19 protein-coding genes are annotated in these 21,480 nt (G+C 73.9%); 11 read left to right on the top strand and 8 right to left on the bottom strand.

Going from position 1 to position 21,480, the window contains the following annotated elements:
• The first annotated feature begins 565 nt into the window (after positions 1-565).
• Positions 566-2,341 carry a beta-ketoacyl-[acyl-carrier-protein] synthase family protein gene (locus ACI2LW_RS19765; RefSeq protein ID WP_404732499.1) on the top strand — a complete coding sequence of 592 codons (1,776 nt, stop codon included), beginning with the start codon at positions 566-568 and terminating at the stop codon, positions 2,339-2,341.
• A gap of 197 nt (positions 2,342-2,538) precedes the next feature.
• Here the strand turns inward: ACI2LW_RS19765 and ACI2LW_RS19760 are convergent, their stop codons facing one another.
• Positions 2,539-3,663, bottom strand: coding sequence for a Ku protein (locus ACI2LW_RS19760; RefSeq protein ID WP_404732498.1), 1,125 nt, complete (start codon positions 3,661-3,663; stop codon positions 2,539-2,541).
• A 90-nt stretch (positions 3,664-3,753) separates the two neighbouring features.
• Here ACI2LW_RS19760 and ligD point away from each other — a divergent pair, with 90 nt between their 5' ends.
• On the top strand, positions 3,754-4,635 hold the full coding sequence (gene ligD, locus ACI2LW_RS19755) for a non-homologous end-joining DNA ligase (RefSeq protein ID WP_404732497.1): 882 nt from the start codon (positions 3,754-3,756) through the stop codon (positions 4,633-4,635).
• A 120-nt stretch (positions 4,636-4,755) separates the two neighbouring features.
• Here the strand turns inward: ligD and ACI2LW_RS19750 are convergent, their stop codons facing one another.
• Entirely contained in the window at positions 4,756-5,568 is an 813-nt protein-coding gene (locus ACI2LW_RS19750) for a nuclease-related domain-containing protein (RefSeq protein ID WP_404732496.1), read from the bottom strand.
• 102 nt (positions 5,569-5,670) lie between these two features.
• Between ACI2LW_RS19750 and ACI2LW_RS19745 the strand changes: the two genes are divergently transcribed.
• From ACI2LW_RS19745 to ACI2LW_RS19725, 5 genes are all read left to right on the top strand, one after another.
• Complete coding sequence (locus tag ACI2LW_RS19745) at positions 5,671-6,177, top strand: dual specificity protein phosphatase family protein (protein ID WP_404732495.1); 507 nt, start codon at positions 5,671-5,673, stop codon at positions 6,175-6,177.
• A gap of 556 nt (positions 6,178-6,733) precedes the next feature.
• Positions 6,734-7,249 carry an SH3 domain-containing protein gene (locus ACI2LW_RS19740; RefSeq protein ID WP_404732494.1) on the top strand — a complete coding sequence of 172 codons (516 nt, stop codon included), beginning with the start codon at positions 6,734-6,736 and terminating at the stop codon, positions 7,247-7,249.
• A 43-nt stretch (positions 7,250-7,292) separates the two neighbouring features.
• Complete coding sequence (locus ACI2LW_RS19735) at positions 7,293-8,654, top strand: FtsW/RodA/SpoVE family cell cycle protein (protein ID WP_404732493.1); 1,362 nt, start codon at positions 7,293-7,295, stop codon at positions 8,652-8,654.
• Positions 8,651-10,120, top strand: coding sequence for a penicillin-binding transpeptidase domain-containing protein (locus tag ACI2LW_RS19730; RefSeq protein ID WP_404732492.1), 1,470 nt, complete (start codon positions 8,651-8,653; stop codon positions 10,118-10,120). The genes ACI2LW_RS19735 and ACI2LW_RS19730 overlap by 4 nt, the downstream gene beginning before the upstream one ends.
• A 116-nt stretch (positions 10,121-10,236) precedes the next feature.
• Positions 10,237-10,746 carry a DUF3291 domain-containing protein gene (locus ACI2LW_RS19725; RefSeq protein ID WP_404732491.1) on the top strand — a complete coding sequence of 170 codons (510 nt, stop codon included), beginning with the start codon at positions 10,237-10,239 and terminating at the stop codon, positions 10,744-10,746.
• A gap of 112 nt (positions 10,747-10,858) precedes the next feature.
• Here ACI2LW_RS19725 and ACI2LW_RS19720 read toward each other — a convergent pair whose 3' ends face one another.
• Positions 10,859-11,971: a ferritin-like domain-containing protein gene (locus ACI2LW_RS19720; RefSeq protein ID WP_404732490.1), complete on the bottom strand. Its 1,113-nt coding sequence runs from the start codon at positions 11,969-11,971 to the stop codon at positions 10,859-10,861.
• A 151-nt stretch (positions 11,972-12,122) separates the two neighbouring features.
• On the opposite strand from ACI2LW_RS19720, the gene ACI2LW_RS19715 reads away from it, so the two are divergent.
• The 4 genes from ACI2LW_RS19715 (at position 12,123) to ACI2LW_RS19700 (ending at position 15,374) form a co-directional block, all read left to right on the top strand.
• Positions 12,123-13,061, top strand: coding sequence for a diiron oxygenase (locus ACI2LW_RS19715; protein ID WP_404732489.1), 939 nt, complete (start codon positions 12,123-12,125; stop codon positions 13,059-13,061).
• 73 nt (positions 13,062-13,134) lie between these two features.
• Positions 13,135-13,794, top strand: coding sequence for a TetR/AcrR family transcriptional regulator (locus tag ACI2LW_RS19710; RefSeq protein WP_404732488.1), 660 nt, complete (start codon positions 13,135-13,137; stop codon positions 13,792-13,794).
• Complete coding sequence (locus ACI2LW_RS19705; protein WP_404732487.1) at positions 13,787-14,122, top strand: hypothetical protein; 336 nt, start codon at positions 13,787-13,789, stop codon at positions 14,120-14,122. Before ACI2LW_RS19710 ends, ACI2LW_RS19705 begins: the two co-directional genes overlap by 8 nt.
• Positions 14,123-14,225: 103 nt before the next feature.
• Positions 14,226-15,374: an NlpC/P60 family protein gene (locus ACI2LW_RS19700; protein WP_404732486.1), complete on the top strand. Its 1,149-nt coding sequence runs from the start codon at positions 14,226-14,228 to the stop codon at positions 15,372-15,374.
• On the opposite strand, the gene ACI2LW_RS19695 is transcribed toward ACI2LW_RS19700, so the two are convergent.
• Genes ACI2LW_RS19695 through ACI2LW_RS19675 form a run of 5 tightly spaced genes read right to left on the bottom strand, consistent with a single transcriptional unit; the run spans position 15,338 to position 21,333 of the window.
• Positions 15,338-16,600 carry a styrene monooxygenase/indole monooxygenase family protein gene (locus ACI2LW_RS19695; RefSeq protein ID WP_404732485.1) on the bottom strand — a complete coding sequence of 421 codons (1,263 nt, stop codon included), beginning with the start codon at positions 16,598-16,600 and terminating at the stop codon, positions 15,338-15,340. The two genes, ACI2LW_RS19700 and ACI2LW_RS19695, sit on opposite strands and share 37 nt — an antisense overlap.
• A gap of 60 nt (positions 16,601-16,660) precedes the next feature.
• Complete coding sequence (locus ACI2LW_RS19690) at positions 16,661-17,299, bottom strand: GTP-binding protein (RefSeq protein ID WP_404732484.1); 639 nt, start codon at positions 17,297-17,299, stop codon at positions 16,661-16,663.
• The gene (locus ACI2LW_RS19685) at positions 17,280-17,717 is read right to left on the bottom strand and encodes a DUF742 domain-containing protein (RefSeq protein WP_404732483.1); all 438 of its coding nucleotides are present in this window, start codon (positions 17,715-17,717) and stop codon (positions 17,280-17,282) included. Before ACI2LW_RS19685 ends, ACI2LW_RS19690 begins: the two co-directional genes overlap by 20 nt.
• A complete protein-coding gene (locus ACI2LW_RS19680; RefSeq protein WP_404732482.1) occupies positions 17,714-18,217 on the bottom strand; it encodes a roadblock/LC7 domain-containing protein in 504 nt (167 codons plus the stop codon). The genes ACI2LW_RS19685 and ACI2LW_RS19680 overlap by 4 nt, the downstream gene beginning before the upstream one ends.
• Entirely contained in the window at positions 18,214-21,333 is a 3,120-nt protein-coding gene (locus tag ACI2LW_RS19675; protein ID WP_404732481.1) for a nitrate- and nitrite sensing domain-containing protein, read from the bottom strand. Before ACI2LW_RS19675 ends, ACI2LW_RS19680 begins: the two co-directional genes overlap by 4 nt.
• Positions 21,334-21,480: the final 147 nt, after the last annotated feature.

The following is a 21,480-nucleotide window of genomic DNA, read 5'->3' as shown; positions in this document are numbered from 1 at the left end:
CGAACCGAACCGGGGTTCGTGCGGCGTCCAGGGGCCGGTCACTGGCCAGCATGGCCCGGCCGGGCGCCCGGCGCGCGGGCCGTGCGGTCCCGCACACGACGGCCACCGGTCCCCCGCGAGGGCACGGCGAGCGGGCCGAACGGCCGACGCAAAGGGGCGCTTCGGCCCACGCGCCGCTCACCTCCGCCACGCGCACTCACCTCGCACCCTCGCCACGCACACTCACCTCCCACCCTCGCCACGCACACTCACCTCCCACCCTCGCCACGCACTGTCACCGGCCTGAAAGTGCCCCACGTCACACAGCCTCACCTCATCCGCTCCCGTCAAAGCGCCCGAATGTAGGCGGAGTCACACCCCGTCCCGCGCCACGCGTACGTGAGGTGTCGCACACCGCCCTGCGGGCACCCGGCCAACTCCGCGACCGCTCAAGGCGGTTACCCGCATTCGCACATCCGTCCTGTTTGGCACGCCACATGCACCCCCATGGCTTTTCGCTCCTTCGCCCCTTTCACTCGGAAAGGCCCGCATACGACACTTCACACCTCAGGAAGCTGTATCGGATATGTCCTATTCGCCCGAGTTGCCCGAAGTCCCCATCGATCCCCACGCAGTTGCCGCCGCCGAGGTGGTCCCGGGCGACCTGGTCGCTCTGTCGCAGGAGGAGGCCGAGCGGCAGCAGTGGTGTGTCGTGATGCACACGCTTCCGGACTCGCCCGAGACGATCTCGGTGGTGCTGCGGCCGCCGCTCGGCGGTACGGACCGGGAGCGGATCCTCGGGCGCGGGCAGCAGGTGTTCGTCGCCGGCCGGCGGGTGGACGTGGCGGCCGTACCGGCCGTGTCCTCCCCCCGGCTGGACGCCGTGGAGTTCCACGACGGGGACCTGGTGACCCGGCTGCGGGCCACTGACCCGGAGGGCGCCGAGGTGACGTACCGGCGCAGGTGGGGCGTCTGGCACCGGGACCTCGACGCGGGCCGCGGCGAGACGGTCACCGACGACGACGTGCGGGGATGGGCCGCCGACGCCGACCGCGAGGGGTACGTCGTACGGCACGAGACGCGCCCGACGCGCGAGCCCTCTACGGCCGGGCCGCGGCGCGTGGTCGTGACCGGCCTCGGCGCCGTCACCCCGCTCGGCGCCTCGGTGGACGAGCTGTGGAAGGGCCTGCTCGACGGACGGCACGGCATAAGGGAGTTGGAGGGCGAGGAGTTCGCGGAGCTGCCCGTGCGGACCGCGGGCGTGGTGCCCGTGGACCCGGCCGCGCTGCTGCCCCGGGCCGCCGCCCGGCGGATGAACCGGGCCGCCCAGTTCGCCGTGCTCGCGGCCCGGCAGGCCTGGGCCGACGCCGGCTTCGCCGAGGGCGGGACCCGCGAGAGCGGGCTCGACCCGGAGCGGGTCGGGGTCAGCCTCGGGGCCATCCTCGGCGACGCGTCGATCCTCGTCGGCGGGGACCGCAAGCTGCGTGAGAAGGGCCCCCGGGGTGTGTCGCCGCTCACCACGCCCATGACGGTGCCCTCGCAGGCCGCCTCGCAGGTGTCGCTGGACCTGCGCATCACCGGTGAGGCACGCACCGTGACCAGCGCCTGCGCCTCCGGCACCGAGGCGATCGGCGAGGCCGTCGACCGCATACGGTACGGCCGTGTGGACGTCGCCCTGGCCGGCGGCGCCGAGGCCGTCGTCACGCCGGCGATCATGGCGTCGTTCTCGGCCATGCGCGCGCTGTCCGGTCACGGCCTGGAGGACGGCACCTCGCCCTCACGGCCCTTCGCCAAGGACCGCGCCGGGTTCGTCAACGGCGAGGGGGCCGGGCTGCTCGTGCTGGAGTCCGAGGAGCACGCCCGGGCCCGGGGCGCCCGGATCTACTGCGAGGCCGCCGGGTGGGGGCTGTCCGCCGACGCCCACCACATGGCCGCACCCGACCCCTCGGGCAGCGGAGTCGCGCTCGCGCTGCGCCGGGCGGTGCGGGACGCCGGCGGGCACGTCGTCGACGTCGTGCACGTCAACGCGCACGCCACGGCCACCGTGGAGGGCGACCTCGCCGAGGCGGGGGCCCTGCGCGCCGTGCTGGGCGTGCCCGGAGTCCCCGTCACCGCGCTCAAGGGACACCTCGGGCATCTGCAGGGTGCCGCGGGCGGCGTCGAGGCCGTGGCCGCCGTGCTGACCCTGCACCACGGCGTCGTGCCGCCGATCGTGGGCTGCGCGGAGCCCGACGAGGAGATCGGGCTCGACCTGGTGCGCGGTGAGCCCCGCGCCCTGCCGGGCGACGGCGACCTGGTCCTGAGCAACTCGTTCGGCTTCGGCGGCCACAACGCGGTGCTGGCCCTGCGCCGCACCCGGTAGGCCTCCCGGCCTCGGGGGGCCTGGATGCTCGGGGGGTCCTGGATGCTCAGGCCGGGTGCTCCGGCGCGGCCAGGTGCTCCGGCGCGGCCAGGTGCTCCGGCGCGGCCAGGTGCTCCGGCGCGGCCAGGTGCTCCGGCGGGGCCGGGTGCTCCGGCGGGGCTGGGTGCTCCGGCGGGGCTGGGTGCTCCGGCGGGTGGTCAGGCCGTGCGCTTGCGGGCGGCCGTCTTCTTCGCGGGGGTCTTCTTCGACGAGCCCTTGGCCGCGGCCGCCTTCGCCGACCCCGAGGCCGACCCCGACGCCCGTCCCGAGGCCTTTCCCGACCCCGCCCCCGACGCCTCCTTCTTCGCGGTGCGGGCGGACCGGCCGGCCGCCGTCTTCTTCGTGCCCGCCGCCTTCTTCGCGGCGGGCTTCTTCTCCGCCCGCGCGGCCTTCCCGGCCGCGCTCCCGGCGGTGGACTTGCGCTGCCGGAGCTGCCTGACCTCGGCCTCCGTCTCCGTCTCCGATTCCGACGGCTCCCCGGCCGCCCGCCCGGCCGCCGTCTCCCCGCCCCTGGACCGCCGGGCCGCCCGGACGCTGTTCTCCAGGGCCGCCATCAGGTCCAGGACCTTGCCCTCCCGCGCGGGCTCGGGCGCCTCGGGCGGCGCCTGGCCGGCGGCCTTGGCGGCGACGACCTCCTCCAGCGCCTCGCGGTACTCGTCGTGCAGCTCCTCCAGGTCGACCTCGCCGAGCGTGTCCATCAAGGCGTCGGCCAGATCCAGCTCCTTGTCCCGGACCGTGACGTCGGCGTCCGGGGCCACGCCCTCGGGGGCCCGGATCTCGTCCGGCCAGAGCAGGCCGTGCAGGACGATCACGTCGTCCACCACGCGGAGCATGCCCAGCCGCTCACGGCCGCGCAGCGCGAACTTCGCGATCGCCACCCTCTCGCTGCGCTTGAGCGCCTCGCGCAGCAGCGTGTACGGCTTGGCGGCGGGCGCGCCGCTCACGGCCAGGTAGTACGCGTTCTCCATCTGCAGCGGGTCGATCAGGTCGGCCGGGACGAAGGCCTCGATGTCGATGGTCTTCGCGGTGGGAAGCGGCAGGCGGGCCAGGTCCTCGTCGGTGATCGGGATGACGGAGCCGTCCGCGTCCTCGTAGCCCTTGCCGATCTCGGACTGCGGGACCTCCCGGCCCTCCAGCTCGCACACCTTGCGGTAGCGGATGCGGCCGCCGTCCTGCGTGTGGATCTGGCGGAAGGAGACGGTGTGGCTCTCGGTGGCGTTCATCAGCTTGATCGGGATGCTGACCAGGCCGAACGAGATGGCGCCGTTCCAGATGGATCGCACGTGCAGCACCTTCCGGGTCCTTGTGGGCCGTATGCCACGCTTTTTCCAGGTCTCACCTGTTTTCCGGTGTGTGCGTGGTTTTCTTATCGTATGGCGCCGATCACAGAGGTGGAGGGGCGACGGCTCGCGCTGACCAACCTGGAGAAGGTGCTCCATCCCGCGACCGGGTTCACCAAGGCCGAGATGCTGCACTACTACGCGACCGTCGCCGGCGTACTGCTCCCCCATCTGCGGGACCGGCCGCTGTCCTTCCTGCGGTACCCCGACGGGCCCGACGGCCAGGTGTTCTTCGTCAAGAACGTTCCGGCCGGTACGCCCGAGTGGGTGACGACGGCGCGGGTGCCGCGGTCGGACGGGCCGGCCCGGATGGTGCTGGTGCAGGATCTGCCGAGCCTGATGTGGGCGGCCAACCTCGTCACCGAGTTCCACACCCCGCAGTGGGTGATCGAGGCGCCCGGGGAGGCCGACCGGCTGGTGTTCGACCTGGACCCGGGGCCGCCGGCGACCGTGGTGGACTGCTGCCGTGTGGCGCTGTGGCTGCGGGAGCGGCTCGCGGCGGACGGGATCGAGGCGTACGCGAAGACGTCGGGGTCCAAGGGGCTGCACCTGCTGGCGGCGGTGCGGGGGGCGTCCAGCGAGCGGACGTCCGAGTACGCGAAGGCGCTGGCCATGGAGGCGGAGCAGGCGATGCCGCGGCTGGTGCTGCACCGGATGACGCGCAGTCTGCGGCCGGGGAAGGTGTTCGTCGACTGGAGCCAGAACGCGGCGCGCAAGACCACGGCGGCGCCGTACACCCTGCGGGCGCGGGCCGAGCCGACGGTCTCCACGCCGGTCACCTGGGAGGAGGTGGCCCGGTGCCGGGCGGTGGCCGCGATGGAGTTCCGGGCGCAGGACGTACCGCCCCGGGTCCGGGACTTCGGCGATCTTCTGGCTCCGCTGCTGGACCCGGGGCGCGCGGGCTCGCTGCCGTGAGCGGGGCGCGGGGCGCGGGCGTACGGAGCCCGGCAGTCGGGGGCCGGCACTCGGGGCCCGGCACTCGGGGCCGGCGCCCCGTGCGGCGCTCAGATGGTGGCTCCGGGTCTCAGGCCGGTCTCACACCCGCAGCCACGTGCCCCGGTCCCGGGCCATGGCGTGCAGGGCTTCCACGTCCGCCGGCTTCAGTACGCCGCCCAGGCGGGTGAGGTTCTCCACGTCCGTGTCCTGAAGGACGCGCACGCCCCGGGGCGGGGCCGTGACGTGGACGTCGGCGGGGCCCTCGAGGACCAGGACCGGGCGCACCTCGGCGGTGAGGGCGTAGGAGGCGCGGTCGGCGGTGGCGCGCAGGTGCCGCAGCAGGGGCTCCGGGTCGTGGCGGCCGAGGGCGACCATGGGGTCGGAGATCCGGACCCGCTGCCTGCGGGCGTGCAGCGAGTGGACGGCGAGCAGGCCGCCGGGGCCGATCGCGAGGTGGTGGATGCGGTCGCCGCCGGGCAGCGGGACCGAGTGCAGGGTGTGCCAGCCCGCGCCGTCCAGGCGGTCCAGGGCGTCGCCCACCGTCTGCTCGGCGGCGAGGGCGCGGCGGCGCGGGTCCGGGCGGAGGCGGTGGGCGGGGGCCGGGTCCCGGTCGAGGGCGACCAGCAGGGCCTCGCCGGGCCGGTTGGGCGCCAGGTCGTCGTCCGGGTGCAGGCTGAGGCGGGCGAGTTCGGCCGGGGTGGGAACCGGTGGCGGGCCCACCGCGACCGGGCCGGTGAGGAAGGGCCCCAGCGCCTCGAGCACGGCCTCCCGCTCGTCCTCGCTCAGGATGTTGACCCGGGCGGCCTCACGGTCGTACCAGGCGACGTTCCCGCCGTCCGGACGGCAGACGTACAGCCGGTCCTGTCCGTGGCGCCAGGTCGGTATGACGCGCAGTCCGCGGTGTCCGCTCATGCACCATCACCCCCATGACCATGGGAACAGGCGGGGTGCTCCCGAGGCAAGAACCCGGCTACCTTTGAGAAGCGGTTGGCAGGGGAGTTGGGGGAGGCGTCATTGCGGACCCGCGGGAAGCAGCCCGACGTACCGGCTCCGGACAGCCCCTGGAGCGAGATCGTGCCCGGCCTGTGGATGGGCGGGCACGAGTTCAGGAGCCGCTCCGGCCAGGTGGAGCTCGCCGTCGTGCACGACGAGTTCGATCTCGTGCAGAGCCTGCTCAGGCTCCCCGGATACGGCCCCGACCCCGGCGTGGAGCACCAGGTGTGGCCGATCCCGGACGGCCCGCTGGACGGGACGCAGCTGGCCGGGGTGATGCGGCTGGCGCAGGCCGCCTGCGACGCGCTGGACGCGGGCCGCCGGGTCCTCGTCCGCTGCTACTCCGGGTACAACCGGTCCGGCCTGGTCGTCGCCCACGCGCTGGTGGGCCGGGGGTGCTCCGCCGACGAGGCGATCCGGCTGATCCGCGCCCGCCGCTCGTCCTGGGCGCTGCACAACGAACTGTTCGTCGCGTACCTGCGGGCGGGGCTGCCGACGGTGCGGCTGCTGGAGGAACTGGCCGAGTAATCGTTTCGCCCGTGGGGAGCACCGCGGCGGTGGTCGCCGCTCCCCTCACGGCGGCGGTCGTCCTTGCGGGAGCCCGTCCCTCCAGGGGCACATCCCTCCAGAGGCCCGTCCCTCCGGGCGCACGTCCCTCCGGGGGCCCGTCCCTCCGGGTGCGGCACCGTGGCGGCCGGAGGCACCGGCGGCGTCACAAGGCGTCCGGCCCCGGTGACGAACGGCGACGGTACGGGGCGGTACCCCGGCGGACGCACCGGCCGGACCGCGGGGGGGGCGGCGGACGGACCCGGCGGACCGACCCGGCGGACCGAGGACCGGCGGACACCGCGCCCACCGGCCGGCCGGCCGCACACCGTACACGCACCGCGGATGACGCCACCTCAACTGACGACGCCCCGAGCCTCCCTGACGACTTGGGTGTCCACGCGCCCCCGATGGCGGAGCGTGACGGGCGCCCCGCCGGAAGCGCTCCTAATGTGGCAGTGAGTCAGATTCGCCCGGATCCGTCCGCTGTCGAGCAGCCGTCGGCGGGCTTCGCCACCTCAGGTGGAGGTACCTACCCATGCCCCTGCACTCCCCCATCACCCGGCTGGCCACGACGCTCGCCGCCGGCGCCCTGGTGACCGCCGCCGCCGTGGTGCCCGCCCTCGCCGCCGACCACCGGGGCGGCCCGGAACCCGCTCCCGGTCCCGCCCCGAACACCGCGTCGGCGCCCGCGGCCGCCCCCGCCGCCTCGCCCTCCCCGACCGCCGCCGGGAACGCGGGCAAGACCGGCGACAAGCCCAGCACGCAGAGCACCGCCACCGGCACCGCTGCCGGCACCGCCGGGCAGGACGCCCCGCGCTTCTACCGGGGCGTCGTCACGGCCCGCGGCGGACTGGCGCTGCGCAGCCGTCCCACCCAGGGCAGCCGGGTGGTCCGCATCGCCCGCCCGGGCGAGGTCGTCTGGATCTACTGCAGGACACTGGGCCAGAACGTGCTCGGCAACCGTGTGTGGTACCTGCTCGCGGACGGCGTCTGGTCCTTCGGCTCGGCGCGCTTCATCGCGAACCTCGGGGCGCCGCCACGCTGGTGCTGACACCCACAGCCGACAGCACGCCCGTTTTGTGTAAGTTCCGGACATGACCAAGGCCGGCACCACCGTGTCAGCGGCGGACCCGCCCGTGTCCCCCGTCCGCCTCCCCCGGCGCCGCGGCGTCGAGCTCGCCCTCATCGTCCTCGCCGTCCTGCTGTCCGTGTACGGCTACTGCGCCGTCGGCCTGGCGCGGTACGGCACCGTCCCGCCCGGCGCCGCCGGTTACGGCGCCGGGCTCGGCGTGCTCGCGCTGCTCGCCCACGGGGCGGTGCGGCTGCGGGCGCCGTACGCCGATCCGCTGCTGCTGCCGATCGGGGTGCTGCTCAACGGGCTCGGCCTGGTGCTGATCTACCGGCTGGACCTGGAGACGCCGGGCGAGCGGGCAGCGCCCGTACAGCTGGTGTGGTCGACGCTGGGCGTGGGCCTGTTCATCCTGGTCGTCCTGGTGCTGCGCGACCACCGCTGGCTCCAGCGCTACGCCTATCTCTGCGTCGTCGTCGCGCTCGTCCTGCTGACGCTGCCCATCCTCTTCCCCGCCGTGAACGGCGCCCGCATCTGGATCCGGCTCGGCGACCTGTCCTTCCAGCCGGGCGAGTTCGCCAAGGTGCTGCTGGCGGTGTTCTTCGCCGCGTACCTGGCCGCCAACCGGGGCGCGCTGGCGTTCACCGGCCGCAGGGTGTGGCGGCTCCAGCTGCCCACCGGGCGGGTGCTCGGGCCGGTGGTGGCGATCTGGCTGCTGAGCGTGGGCGTCCTGGTGCTGGAGCGGGACCTGGGGACCTCGCTGCTGTTCTTCGGCCTGTTCGTGGTGCTGCTCTACGTCGCCACCGGCCGCACCGGCTGGATCGCGGTCGGGCTGCTGCTCGCGGCGGCCGGGGCGGTCGCCGTGGGCTGGCTGGAGCCGCATGTGCACAGCCGGGTCCACGAGTGGCTGCACCCGTTCGCGTCCATCGAGGCGGGCCAGGGGCCGGGGCAGGTGGCGCAGTCGCTGTTCTCCTTCGCGGCGGGCGGGCTGCTCGGCACCGGCCTCGGCCTCGGCCACTCGATCCTGGTGGGCTTCGCCGTCAAGTCGGACTTCATCCTGGCCACCGCCGGGGAGGAGCTGGGGCTGGCCGGGCTGTCGGCGGTGTTCCTGCTGTACGCCCTGCTCGTGGAGCGCGGCTACCGGGCCGGCCTCGCCCTGCACGACCCGTTCGGGCGGCTGCTCGCGGTCGGGCTGGCCTCGATCGTGGCGCTCCAGGTGTTCGTGATCGCGGGCGGGGTGACGGGACTGATCCCGCTGACCGGCATGGCGATGCCGTTCCTGGCGCAGGGCGGCTCCTCGGTGGTGACCAACTGGGCGATCGTCGCGCTGCTGATCCGGGTGAGCCATGTGGCGCGCCGCCAGTACGACGGGAGGGTGGCCCCATGAGCAGGTACATCCGGCACGCCGCCGCCTTCTGTGTGCTGCTGCTGGGGGCGCTGCTGGTGAACACGGCCTGGCTCCAGGTCCTCCAGGCGCCGGCCTACGGCGACAATCCGGCCAACCGGCGTCCCACCATCGCCCGTTACGGCCAGCCGCGCGGCGACATCCTGGTGGCCGGCCGGCCGGTCACCGGTTCCAGGGACACCGGCGAGCAGCTGCGCTACGAGCGGACGTACACCGACGGGCCGTTGTACGCGCCGGTCACCGGGTTCGCCTCGCAGCGGTACGGGACGACGTTCCTGGAGCACGCGGAGGACGACCTGCTGGCGGGCACCGACCCGATACTGGCGGGCCTGCGGCTGTGGAACGACTTCACGCGGGCGCGGAGCCCGGGCGGCAACGTGGTCACCACCCTGGAGCCGGGCGCCCAGCTGGCCGCGTTCCGGGGGCTCGGCGCGCGCAAGGGCGCGGTGGCGGCGGTCGAGCCGGCGACCGGACGGATCCTGGCGCTGGTGTCCACTCCGTCGTACGACCCGGCGGAGCTGTCCGGGAACGGTCCGGCGGTGACGGCGGCCTGGCAGCGGCTGAACGACGACCCGGAGAAGCCGATGCTGAACCGGGCGGTGCGGCAGACCTATCCGCCGGGCTCGACGTTCAAGGTGGTCACGGCGGCGGCGGCGCTGGACGCGGGGGTGGTGACCGACCTCGACGCGCCGACCCGCTCCCCGGACCCCTACCGGCTGCCCGGCACCCGGACGAGCCTGGTGAACGAGGCCGAGGGCTGTGCGAACGCCTCCCTGCGGTACGCCTTCGAGTGGTCGTGCAACACGGTGTTCGCGAAACTGGCCGTGGACGTGGGCGTGGACCGGATGCGGGCGGCGGCCGAGAGCTTCGGCTTCAACGACACGGAGCTTCGAATTCCGTTCTCGGTCGCGCCGAGCACCTTCGACACCCGGGTGGACCGGGCGCAGCTGGCGCTGTCGTCCATCGGCCAGTACAACACCCGGGCGACCGCGCTGCAGATGGCGATGGTGGCAGCGGCGGTCTCCGGCGGCGGGCAGGTGCGCGCGCCGTACCTGGTGGAGCGGACCACGCGCCGCGGCGGCGGGACCGTGTCGACCGCGGGTTCCCGGCCGCTGCGCCAGGTGATGCGCCCGGCGACGGCGGAGCGGCTGCGGGAGCTGATGTGCGACGTGGTCGAGGACGGCACCGGCCGCAACGCGGCGATCCCGGGGGCGACGGTGGGCGGCAAGACCGGCACGGCGCAGCACGGGGTGGGCAACTCCGGGACGCCGTACGCCTGGTTCGTCTCCTGGGCGCAGGGCGAGGACGACATGGACCCGCGGGTCGCGGTCGCGGTGGTGGTGGAGGACGCCTCGGCGCGGCGCGGGGACATCAGCGGCGGGGGTACGGCGGCGCCGATCGCGCGGGCGGTGATGGAGGCGGTGCTGCGCGCCGCACCGGCCCGGTGATGCCCGCCCGGTGATACCCGTCTGGGTGATGCCCGCCCGGTGATGCCCGCCCGGTGATGCCCGTCTGGTGAGACGGGGGGTACCGCCGCGCGGCGGGTTCGGCCTACCGTCCGGGCATGACGTCTGCCGAGCGGTACGAACTCGCCCAGGTCAACATCGCCCGCCTCAAAGCCCCTTTGGACTCACCGCGGTTGAAGGACTTCGTCGACGCGCTGGATCCGGTGAACGCGGACGCGGACGCCGCGGACGGCTTCGTGTGGCGGCTGGCCGGCGAGGGAGGGAACGCCACCGACGTGCCGGTCTTCGGGGACGCGTGGCTGATCGTCAACATGTCGGTGTGGCGGGACACCGACGCCCTGACCGCCTTCATGTACCAGGGCCGGCACCGGGAGATGCTCTCCCGCCGGCGTGAGTTCTTCGAGCGGCTCGAGGAGGCGGTGACGGCCCTGTGGTGGGTGCCGGCGGGCCACCGGCCGACGGTCGCCGAGGCCGAGGCCCGCCTGCTGCACCTGCGGGCCAACGGCCCGACGCCGTACGCCTTCACCCTGCGCACGTCGTACGGGCCGGGAGCCCACGGGCCGCTGACCCGACCGGTGCCCGAAGGGCTCGGCTGCTCGGTCGGGTGAGGTGACGTGCGCGGACGGGGCCGCCCGGGCGCCCGGGACGCCCAGGACGGGGCGGACGCCCGCGCCCGGGCCGCCGCCCCGCACGGTGCCGGTGACGCGCGGCGGCGGGCGGTCAGCCGGTGACCTGGCGGCCCTCCTCGATCGCCGCCGTCACCTCCGCGACGCGGTCGCGCTCCTCGGCCGCGAAGCGCTCCGCGTCCAGCTTCTCGGCGATCTCCTCGTCCTGGGCCATCAGCAGGTCGAGGTTGGAGTCGCCCATCTCGAAGACGCCCATGTCGACGTAGGCCTGCTGCAGGCGTTTGCCCCACAGGCCGATGTCCTTGACGCAGGGCACGATGCGGCTGAAGAGCAACTGGCGGAACAGCCGCAGGAACTCGGAGCGCTCGCTGAGCTCCTCGGCCTCCGCCCTGGGGATGCCGAAGTTCTCCAGGACCTCCACGCCCCGCAGCCGGTCCCGCATGAGGTAGCAGCCCTCGATGACGAACTCCTCGCGCTCGCGCAGTTCGGCGTCGGTGAGCTGCCGGTAGTAGTCGCGCAGCGCCATCCGGCCGAAGGCCACGTGCCGGGCCTCGTCCTGCATGACGTAGGCGAGGATCTGCTTGGGCAGCGGCTTGTCGGTGGTGTCGCGGATCATGCCGAAGGCGGCCAGCGCCAGTCCCTCGATCAGCACCTGCATGCCGAGATAGGGCATGTCCCAGCGGCTGTCGCGCAGGGTGTCGCCGAGCAGCGCCTGGAGGTTGTCGTTGACCGGGTAGACCATGCCGATCTTCTCGTGCAGGAAGCGGCCGTAGATCTCCGCGTGCCGGGCCTCGTCCATGGTCTGGGTGGCCGAGTAGAACTTCGCGTCCAGGTCGGGGACGGACTCCACGATCCGCGCGGCGCAGATCATGGCGCCCTGCTCGCCGTGCAGGAACTGGCTGAACTGCCAGGACGCGAAGTGCTGTCGCAGCTCGCCCTTGTCCCGCTCGGTCATCGCGTCCCAGTAGCGGGTCCCGTAGAGGGTCATCGCCTCCTCCGGGGTGCCCAGCGGGTCGTACGGGTCGACGTCCAGGTCCCAGTCGATCCGCTTCTGCCCGTCCCACTGCTTGTCCTTGCCCTTCTGGTACAGGGCGAGCAGTCGGTCGCGTCCCTCGTCGTACTCCCAGCTGAACCGGGCCGCTCCGGACGCGGGGACCTGCCAGTGGGGGTCGCCGGGATCCATGGCGTACAGGTCGTAGGTCGGCATACTTCGCAGGCTCACACGTAGACGCGGAGTCAACAAGTCCTGTGCAAGGGATTGACGGGCTTGCTGACAGGCAGTCTCATAAGAGTCGGAAGAACTGACCCGCGGGTAACCAGCACCCCAGCCGCACCCCCGTACGACGAGGTGGACAGCCATGACGACCGTGACGGAAGCCGACGCGCTCGCCGGACTGCGCGACGCGCTCGGCCTGCTCAAGGACCGCGAGCAGGTGGCCGAGCGGCTGCTCGCCTCTTCCGCCAGGCACTCCTTCGACCCGGACAAGGAACTGGACTGGGACGCGCCCTTCGAGGAGGGCAAGTGGTTCTGGCCGCCCGAGCTGGTGTCCCTGTACGACACACCGATGTGGCGGCGGATGAGCGAGGAGCAGCGCATCCTGCTCTCCCAGCACGAGGCCGCGGCGCTCGCCTCGCTCGGCATCTGGTTCGAGCTGATCCTGATGCAGCTGCTGGTACGGCACATCTACGACAAGGCGGCCACGAGCGCGCACGTGCGCTACGCGCTGACCGAGATCGAGGACGAGTGCCGGCACTCGAAGATGTTCGCCCGGGTGATCCAGCGCGGCGGCACCCCCTGGTACCCGGTCAGCCGGGTGCACCAGAACCTCGGCCGGCTGTTCAAGACCGTCTCCACCACCCCCGGCTCCTTCACCGCCACGCTGCTGGGCGAGGAGGTCCTGGACTGGATGCAGCGGCTGACGTTCCCGGACGAGCGGGTGCAGCCGCTGATCCGGGGCGTGACGCGGATCCACGTGGTGGAGGAGGCCCGGCACGTGCGCTACGCCCGTGAGGAGCTGCGCCGGCAGATGGTGACGGCGCCGAGGTGGTCCCAGGAGTTCACCCGGGTGACCTCCGGCGAGTTCGCCCGCGTGTTCTCCGTGGCCTTCGTCAACCCCGAGGTGTACACGAACGTCGGCCTGGACAAGCGCGAGGCCGTGGCCCAGGTGAAGGCGAGCGCGCACCGGCGGGAGGTCATGCAGACCGGCGCCAAGCGGCTGACGGACTTCCTGGACGACATCGGCGTGCTGCGGGGTGTGGGACGGCGGCTGTGGAAGTCCTCGGGGCTGCTGGCCTGAGCCCGTCCCGGGCGGCGGCGCCCCGGCCTCTCGACGTGGGTGGGCCGGGCGGGCGGCGATTACGCTGCCGGACATGACCCCTGCCGCGCCCACCCCCGCTTACCGCCGACTCAGCGTCGAGGAACGGCGCGCCCAGCTGCTCGAAGCGGCCCTGTCCCTCTTCGCGCACCGGGCGCCGGAGGACGTCTCGCTGGACGACGTGGCGGAGGCGGCGGGCGTCTCCCGGCCACTGGTGTACCGGTACTTCCCCGGCGGCAAGCAGCAGCTGTACGAGGCCGCGCTCCGGTCGGCCGCCGAGGAGCTGCGGCTGTGCTTCGACGAGCCGCACGAGGGGCCGCCGCTGCCCCGCCTCGCCCGCGCCCTGGACCGCTATCTGACCTTCGTGGACCAGCACGACGCCGGTTTCTCCGCGCTGCTCCAGGGCGGCAGCGTGGTGGAGACCTCGCGGACCACGGCCATCGTGGACGGGGTGCGCCGGGCCGCCGCCGAGCGCATCCTCAGCCATCTGGAGGTGGCGGACCCGGGACCGCGGCTGCGGATGACCGTGCGGATGTGGATCACGGCGGTGGAGGCCGCCTCGCTGATCTGGCTCGACGAGGGCAAGCAGCCGCCGGTGGAGGAGCTGCGGGACTGGCTGGTGGAGCAGTTCGTGGCCGTGATGACCGTGACCGCCGCCCGGGACGCGCAGACCGCCGCGCTGGTGGCCCGCGCCCTGTCCCCGGCGGATGGCTGACACTGGTGGCGTGAAGAGCGAAGACACCCCCTTCGAGGGCGGGCCGATGGACGGCCGGGTGCTGCCCGTGCTGGTGGGCCCCACCGGCCACCCGCCCAGGACGTACCGCATCCCGGTGCCGGACGCGGCCGGCGGCCCGCCGACCGTGCTGGTCTACCGGCGGGTGCCGCGCGGGCAGAGCCGGACGCTCGGCCTGCGGCAGGGCTGGAAGTACGCCTACGACCCGGAGGGCGGCAAGGGCGGCAAGGGCGTCCGGCCGAGGTGGCCGTGGTCGGGATCCGGACCCCGCAAGCGGCCCGGCGGCAAGCCGGAGGACACCGGCGGGTGACCGCGTTGCGCCGTACGGCGCACAATCGGCACACCAGTCGGCTCATACGTCGAATCCTCTCGGTGAGGAGCGGGAACACCGCTCCGCGACCGGAGGTGATGACGTGTCAGGACGGATGCTCCGTCTGGTGGGTGCGGCGACGGTGGCGGCACAGGCCGCCCTCGTACCGGTGTCCGCGACGGCCGTGCCGCCCCCGCCCCAGCCCGGACAGCCCTCCGTGGCCACACTGCTGACGGACCTTCAGCGGCTGTACCGGCAGGCCGAGCGGGCCACCGAGACCTACAACGCCACCGCCGAGCAGCTGAAGAAGCAGCGCGCCGAGAGCGACCGGCTGCGGGCGGACCTCGCCCGCGCCCGGCTCGCCCTGCGGGGCAGCCGCGCGGCGGCCGGACAGCTGGCCCGGCAGCAGTACCAGAGCAGCAGCGGCCTGTCCCCCTACCTCCGGCTGCTGCTGGCCCGCGACCCGCAGCACGCGCTGGAGGAGGGCCACGTCATCGGACAGCTGGCGCGGGAGCGGGCCGGGACGGTGAGCCGGCTGGCCGGCAGCGAGAAGAAGGCCGACGACCTCGCCCGCGAGGCCCGCAAGGCGCTGGACACCCGGCTCGCCCTGGCCCGGCGGCAGCAGCAGGCCCGGGACGACGTGCGCGGACGGCTGCACGAGGTGGAGAGGCTGCTCGCCTCGCTCAGCGCCGCGCAACTGGCGGCGCTCGCCGAGTTCGAGAAGAACGGGATCGCCGAGGCGCAGAAGAGGTTCCTGGCCTCCGGCACGCTCAGCGCCGGCACCCCGCCGACCCAGGAGGGCGACCGGGCGGTGCGCTACGCGGTACGGCAGCTGGGCAAGCCCTACCAGTGGGGCGCCGAGGGCCCGGCGGCGTACGACTGCTCGGGGCTGACCGCCCAGGCCTGGCGGCACGCCGGGACGCCCATCCCGCGCACCAGTCAGGAGCAGTGGGCCCGGCTGCCGCACGTGCCGCTGAACCGGCTGCGGCCGGGCGACCTGGTCGTCTACTTCCCCGAGGCCACCCATGTCGCCCTCTACCTCGGCGACGGCATGGTCGTGCAGGCGCCGCGGCCCGGCGCCAAGGTCAAGGTGTCCCCCATCGCCGCCAACCCGGTGCTGGGGGCCGTACGGCCCGACCCGGGCGGGGAGCCCCTGCGGCGGTACACGCCGCCGAAGCTCCCCGCGGGCGCCCTGGACGGCCCGGACGCGGGCCTCTACGCGGCCGGCGCTCCGGTCACCTCGGCCAGATAGGCCTCGGTCTTCTCCGGCTCGAAGAAGAAGTTCTCGAAGTCGGCCGGGTCGTTGAAGGCGTTGGCGAAGCGGTCGGCCACCGGCTGGAGCTGACCGGCCGCGCCGATCAGGTTCAGCACGTGCTCGGGCGGCGGGGCGAGCATGGCGTTCGTCCACTTGGTGACGTGCTGGGCGGTGGCCCAGTAGCGGTCGAACGTCTGCTGCATCCACGCCTCGTCGAACGGCTTGTCGCCGTGCTCGAGGATCGAGGCGAGGTAGGCGGCGGCGCACTTGGAGGCCGAGTTGGAGCCCTGGCCGGTGATCGGGTCGTTGGCCACGACCACGTCCGCCACGCCCAGGACCAGGCCGCCGCCGGGCAGCCGGCCGATCGGCTTGCGGACGGTCGGGGCGTAGCGGCCGGCGAGGGTGCCGCCCGCGTCCGTGAGCTCCACGTCCGTGGCGCGCGCGTACTCCCAGGGCAGGAACTTCTCCATGAGCTCCAGCGTCAGGCGCAGGTGCTCGCCGGGGTCCTTGACGCCGTTGAACACGTCGAGCGGGCCGCCGGGGATGCCCTCCCAGAACAGGATGTCGGCACGGCCGGAGAGGGTGTACGTCGGCATGATGAACATCTCGCCGACCCCGGGCACCAGGTTGCAGCGGACCGCGTCGAAGTCCGGGTGCTCCGGGCGCGGGCCGAGGCCGTGCACGTACGCCACGGCCAGGGCGCGCTGCGGCTCGCTGTACGGGGAGCGGGAGGCGTCGCGCTCGAACATCGACACCAGTTCGCCCTTGCCCGCGGAGACCAGCACCAGGTCGTAGGCGCGGGAGAAGTAGTCGAGGTCGCCGACCGCCGCGCCGTGGATGACCAGCTGGCCGCCGCGCTGCGCGAACGTCTCCATCCAGCCGGCCATCTTCACCCGCTGGTCGACCGACTGCGCGTACCCGTCGAGCCGGCCCACCCAGTCGATCGCGCGCTGCGAGGGGCCCGGGTCGAAGGAGCCGGGGGCGGCGACGGAGACGCCGAGCCCCTCGATCCTCGGGGCCTGCGACTCCCAGAAGTTCAGCTCGAGGTCGCGTTCGTGCTGGAGTGCCGTGTGGAACATGCACTGCGTCGACATCACCCGGCCGGAGCGGATCTCGTCCGCGGTCCGGTTGGACATCAGGGTGACCTCGTACCCGTGCGACTGGAGGCCGAGGGCGAGCTGGAGGCCGGACTGGCCGGCCCCCACGACGAGTATCTTGCGCATGCGGGTGGTGCCTCCTAGGACTTCTGGACGGCGTCAGGGACTGCTCGGGCGGTCACCCGGTCACTCGGGGGTTTCCTCGAGGGCGTGGGCCACGAGGGCCAGCAGGGTCTCGACCACCGAGATACGGCGCCGCGCGTCCATGATCATGACAGGTATGTGCGGGGGGATCGTGAGCGCCTCCCGCACGTCCTCCGGCTCGAACAGCTCGGTGCCGTCGAAGTGGTTGACGGCGACGACGTACGGCAGCCCGCAGCTCTCGAAGTAGTCCAGCGCCGGGAAGCAGTCCTTCAGGCGGCGGGTGTCGGCCAGGACGACGGCGCCGATCGCGCCGCGCACCAGGTCGTCCCACATGAACCAGAAGCGCTGCTGGCCGGGGGTGCCGAACAGGTAGAGCACCAGGTCGTCGTCGAGCGTGATGCGGCCGAAGTCCATGGCCACCGTGGTGGTCAGCTTGCCCGGGGTGGCGGTGAGGTCGTCGGTGTCCTCGCTCGCCTCCGTCATCAGCGCCTCGGTCTGCAGCGGCGTGATCTCCGAGACGGCGGTGACCAGCGTGGTCTTGCCGACGCCGAAGCCGCCCGCCACCACGATCTTGGTGGCGATCGGGGCGCGGGTGCGGTCCGTCTGCCAGGACTTCGGTTCCTCGTCGGTCTCGACGACGAGCGGGGCGACGCCGGCGGCGTCAGAGACGGCGGAGTCCACTCAGCACCCTTTCCAGCAGAGCGCGGTCCGGACGGCCGGTGCCGTGACCGGTCCCGGTTCCGTACACACGGATCTTTCCCTGGTCCGCGAGATCGCTCAGGAGCACGCGGACCACGCCGAGCGGCATCTTCAGCAGCGCGGCGATCTCGGCCACCGTGCGCATACGGCGGCACAGTTCGACGATGGCCCGCATCTCCGGCATGACCCGGGTGGTGAGGGAACCATTCGTCAGCTCCTTGCGCTCCTCGGGCGCCTCCAGCGCGGCCACGAACGTCTCCACCAGGAGGACGTGGCCGAAGCGGGTACGGCCGCCGGTGAGCGAGTAGGGGCGGACCCGGGCGGGCTTGCGGTCGCCGCCGCGGACCGGGAGCTGTTTCCGGTACGGACCGCTCGCGGCCCCGCTGATCGCACTGCTCATCGCTGACTCCCCGCCGACTCGGACTCCAGGGACTTCCTCAGCTCGCTGCGCAGTTCGGGCGTCAGGACATGGCCGGCGCGGCCCACGAAGAGCGCCATGTGGTACGCCACGACGCTCATGTCGCACTCGGCGGAGCCGTGCACGCCGAGCAGCGAGCCGTCGCTGATCGACATCACGAACAGGCTGCCCTCGTCCATCGCGACCATGGTGTGCTTCACCGCGCCGGAGTCCATCAGCCGGGCGGCGCCGACGGTGAGGCTGCCGATGCCGGAGACGATGGTGGCGAGGTCGGCGGACGAGCCGCGGGGGCCGGTGCGCGCCGTTCCGCGGTTCTCCCGGGCCTCGGCGATGCGTCCCGGGTCGGAGGAGAGGAGCAGCAGGCCGTCGGAGGAGACCACGGCGACCGATTGGATGCCGGGGACCTCCTCGACGAGGTTGGTCAGCAGCCAGTGCAGATTGCGGGCCTCACTGCTCAGTCCGAAGGTACTGGGCGCGGTCAACTGCTTGCCTCCTCGACTGTGCCCCCCGTGGATTCCTCGGCATGGGTGCGGCCGGCCGGCCGCTCGTTCCCGGCCGTCCTGTCGGCGATCTCCGCCTCCACGGCGCGCAGGCCGGCCTCGGCGCCCCGGCGGAATCCGCCGAGTCGCCGCCGGAGGGCTTCGGCGTCGACCGAGCCGGTCCGCTGGCGCGGGGCCTGGGTGGGGGCGGTGATCCTCGGCGTGCGCTTGGGGAGACCCTTGGCGGTGAGCTGCTCCTCCTCGTCCTCGGCGGGCCGCTCGTGCACGGTCTCGGCCCCCGGCCCGGCCTGCGCGGGCAGCACCGCTTTGGCGCCGCCTTCCTCGGCCGGGGCGGGGGCCGGGGTGGACCCGTCCGGGCCGCCGGCGCGGGCTGCGGCGGCGGGGGCGGGTGGTTGCTGCCGGGGCTGGGGGGTCTGGGGGGTCTGCGGGGCGTGGGGGGTCTGCGGGGCGTGTTCGTCGTGGGCGGCCGGCGCGTCCCGGCGGTCCTGTTCGTCCGCCTCGCCGGACCGGGGCGCGACGACCTGCGCCGTGCCGCCGGGCCGGGGCGGGAGCAGGAGCTCCATCGTCGTCTCGGCCGGGGACTCGTGGGACGGGGCCGCGTCCGTGTCCCGGTCCGGGTCCGCGTCACGGTCCGGGGCCACGTCCTGGTCCACGTCCCCGTGCGGAGCGGGCCGCCGTGCCTCGGGCGCGGGCGCCTGCCCGGTGTCCGGCGCTCCGGCGGTCCGCGCCGTCTCGCCGGCTCCGGCGGTCTCCGCCGGCTCCCCGGTCCCGGTCTCCGCGGCCCCTTCGGCGCGGGCGGTGCCCGGGGTCCCGTCGTCGTCGGCCTCCTGCGACTGCCGTACCGCCTGCTCCGCCAGGGCCACCAGGGGGTCGGCGGCCTTCTTGCGCGTGGGCAGGACGTTGGAGTTGGCCTCGGCGTCCGCTCCGGGCAGGGAGAAGGTCCTGGTGTCGCCGGAGACCGGGGCGGCGGCCGGGGCGGCGGAGTCGGGCGCGGCGGCCAGCAGCGACTGGGGCAGCACCGCGACCGCCGCCGTGCCGCCCTGCTTCTGCTCGCGCAGCTGGACCCGCACACCGTGCCGGTGGGCCAGCCGGGCCACCACGTACAGGCCGAGGCCCAGGCCGTCCTCGCCCTCCTGGTCGTAGGGGGACTCGGGGTCGAACTCGGCCAGGCGTGCGTTGAGGCGGGTCATCCGCTCGGCGGCCATGCCGATGCCCTCGTCCTGGACGGAGAGCATGACCGCGCCGTTCTCCAGCAGCCAGCCGGAGACCTCCACCGGCTGGTCCGGCGGGGAGAAGGCGGTGGCGTTCTCCATCAGCTCGGCCAGCAGGTGGGACAGGTCGTCCGCGGCGAAGCCGGCCACGTGCGCGTGCGGCGGCAGGGCGGCGATGCGGACACGCTCGTAGCGCTCGATCTCGCTGACCGCCGCGCGGACGACGTCGACCAGCGGGACCGGTCCCGCGTGCTGCTGGACGTGCTCCGTGCCGGCCAGCACCAGGAGGTTCTCGCTGTGCCGGCGCATGACCGTGGCGAAGTGGTCCAGCTTGAACAGCGTCGCGAGGCGGTCGGGGTCCTGCTCGCGTTCCTCCAGGCTCTCGATGACGGCGAGCTGCCGCTCGACCAGGCCCAGGGTGCGCAGCGCCAGGTTGACGAAGGTGCCGCCGATGCTCGCGCGCAGCCGCTCCAGCTGGGCGGCGGAGCCGGCGAGTTCGGCGCGCAGCTCCTCGCGGGCGTCGGCCATCTTCTGGCGCTGGCCGACCAGGTGCTTGCGGTCGGTCTCCAGGGTGGCGACGCGTTCGGCGAGGGCGGCGGCCTGCGCGTGCAGGGCGTTGACGGAGCGGACGACCTGGGCGAACTCGTCGTTGCGGCCGGTGAACTTGATGGGCTCCTCGGCCGTCGCGTCCGCGGCGCCGGCCAGCCGGGCCGAGCCCAGGCGCAGTACGGCCAGCGGGCGGGTCAGGGTGCGGGCGAGGGCGGTGGCGGTGCCGATGGCGAGCAGCAGCAGCGCGCCGAGCAGGGCGATGCGCAGCTCCAGCGCGGTGACATCGTCGTCACGGAGCTTGGCCAGGTCCTTGGTGCGGTGGTCGTAGAGGGACGATTCCGCACCGCGCATCCGGTCGACCCGGGCGCTGAGCGCCGCCTCGGCCTTGCTGACGCTGGTGCCGAGGTCGCGGTCGGACAGCTCCGGCTGGTCGGTGAGGGAGGCGAGGTACTTCTCGGCGGAGTCGACCTCGGGCCCGGTGACAGTGGAGTCGAAGGAGGCGCGGGCGGCGTCGGGCGCCGTCTCGCGGAAGCCGGCGAGGGCGGCGTCGGAGCGCACCCGGGCCTGCTGGGCGGCGGCGCTGAGCGCGTTGCGCTGCTTGGTGCCGGCGGCCGAGGAGGTGGTCGTCGTGGTGGGCAGGCCGGTGACCGGGCTGATCACCGTCTGCGTGGAGCGCGGCACGTTCAGCGCGGCGAGCAGCAGTCCGCGGGCGGCGGCGGCCTGCTGGACGGCGGTGTCCAGCTCGGCGAGGGAGTGGCCGCCGGAGCCGGCGCGCGGCGGCAGCTGAGCGGCCAGTTGCTCGGCGAGCCTGTGCAGCTCGGCGATGGCGGCGGAGTACGCCTGGTGGGTCTGCAGGGCCGTGGACTGCCCGGTGAGCGCGGCGCGGCGCACGGCGGCGATGCCGTCGAGGTCCGAGCGCAGCCAGGCGGGCGTGTCGGTGTCGGCGCGCAGTTCGTCGACCTGGCGGTCGACGCGTGTGCTGCGCTGCTCGGAGGGCGCCTTGGACTTGGGGCGGCCGGCGGCGACGTAGGAGGTCACCTCGTCGCGCTCGTCGGCGAGGGCGTGGGCGAGGCTGAGCGCGTCCTGGGTCTGCCCGGCGAGGGTCACCAGGTCCTGGGAGTCGCCGAGCTGCCCGGAGGCGGCTATGACGGAGGGCGCGCCGGCCCCGGCCACGGCCGCGGCCACCACGGCGACGGCGGCGATGAGCCGGTTGCGCACATGGGTGGGACGGCCCTTCCCCACGGGGGTGGCGGCGGGGACGGGGGACGTGCCGGGCGTGGGCTCGGGGCCCCCGGAGGCCGTCTGCTTGCCTGTGCGCCGAGGCCGCGTCTTCTGCACCGGTGCTCGCATTCCTGTACTCGTGTACTCATGGGCCCGGGTGACGGCCCGTCGACTGGTGCGACAGGCGTACACCCTCCCCCGAGCTCTCGACCGCTCTCGAGCGGGGGGAGACCTGCGTCGGTTCCCGACCCTCCCAGTGCCGGT

The organism is Streptomyces sp. NPDC004065, assembly GCF_044903565.1.
Classification (GTDB): domain Bacteria; phylum Actinomycetota; class Actinomycetes; order Streptomycetales; family Streptomycetaceae; genus Streptomyces.
Note: the sequence above shows the minus strand (reverse complement) of the source record. Positions and strands in the feature narration are given on the sequence as shown.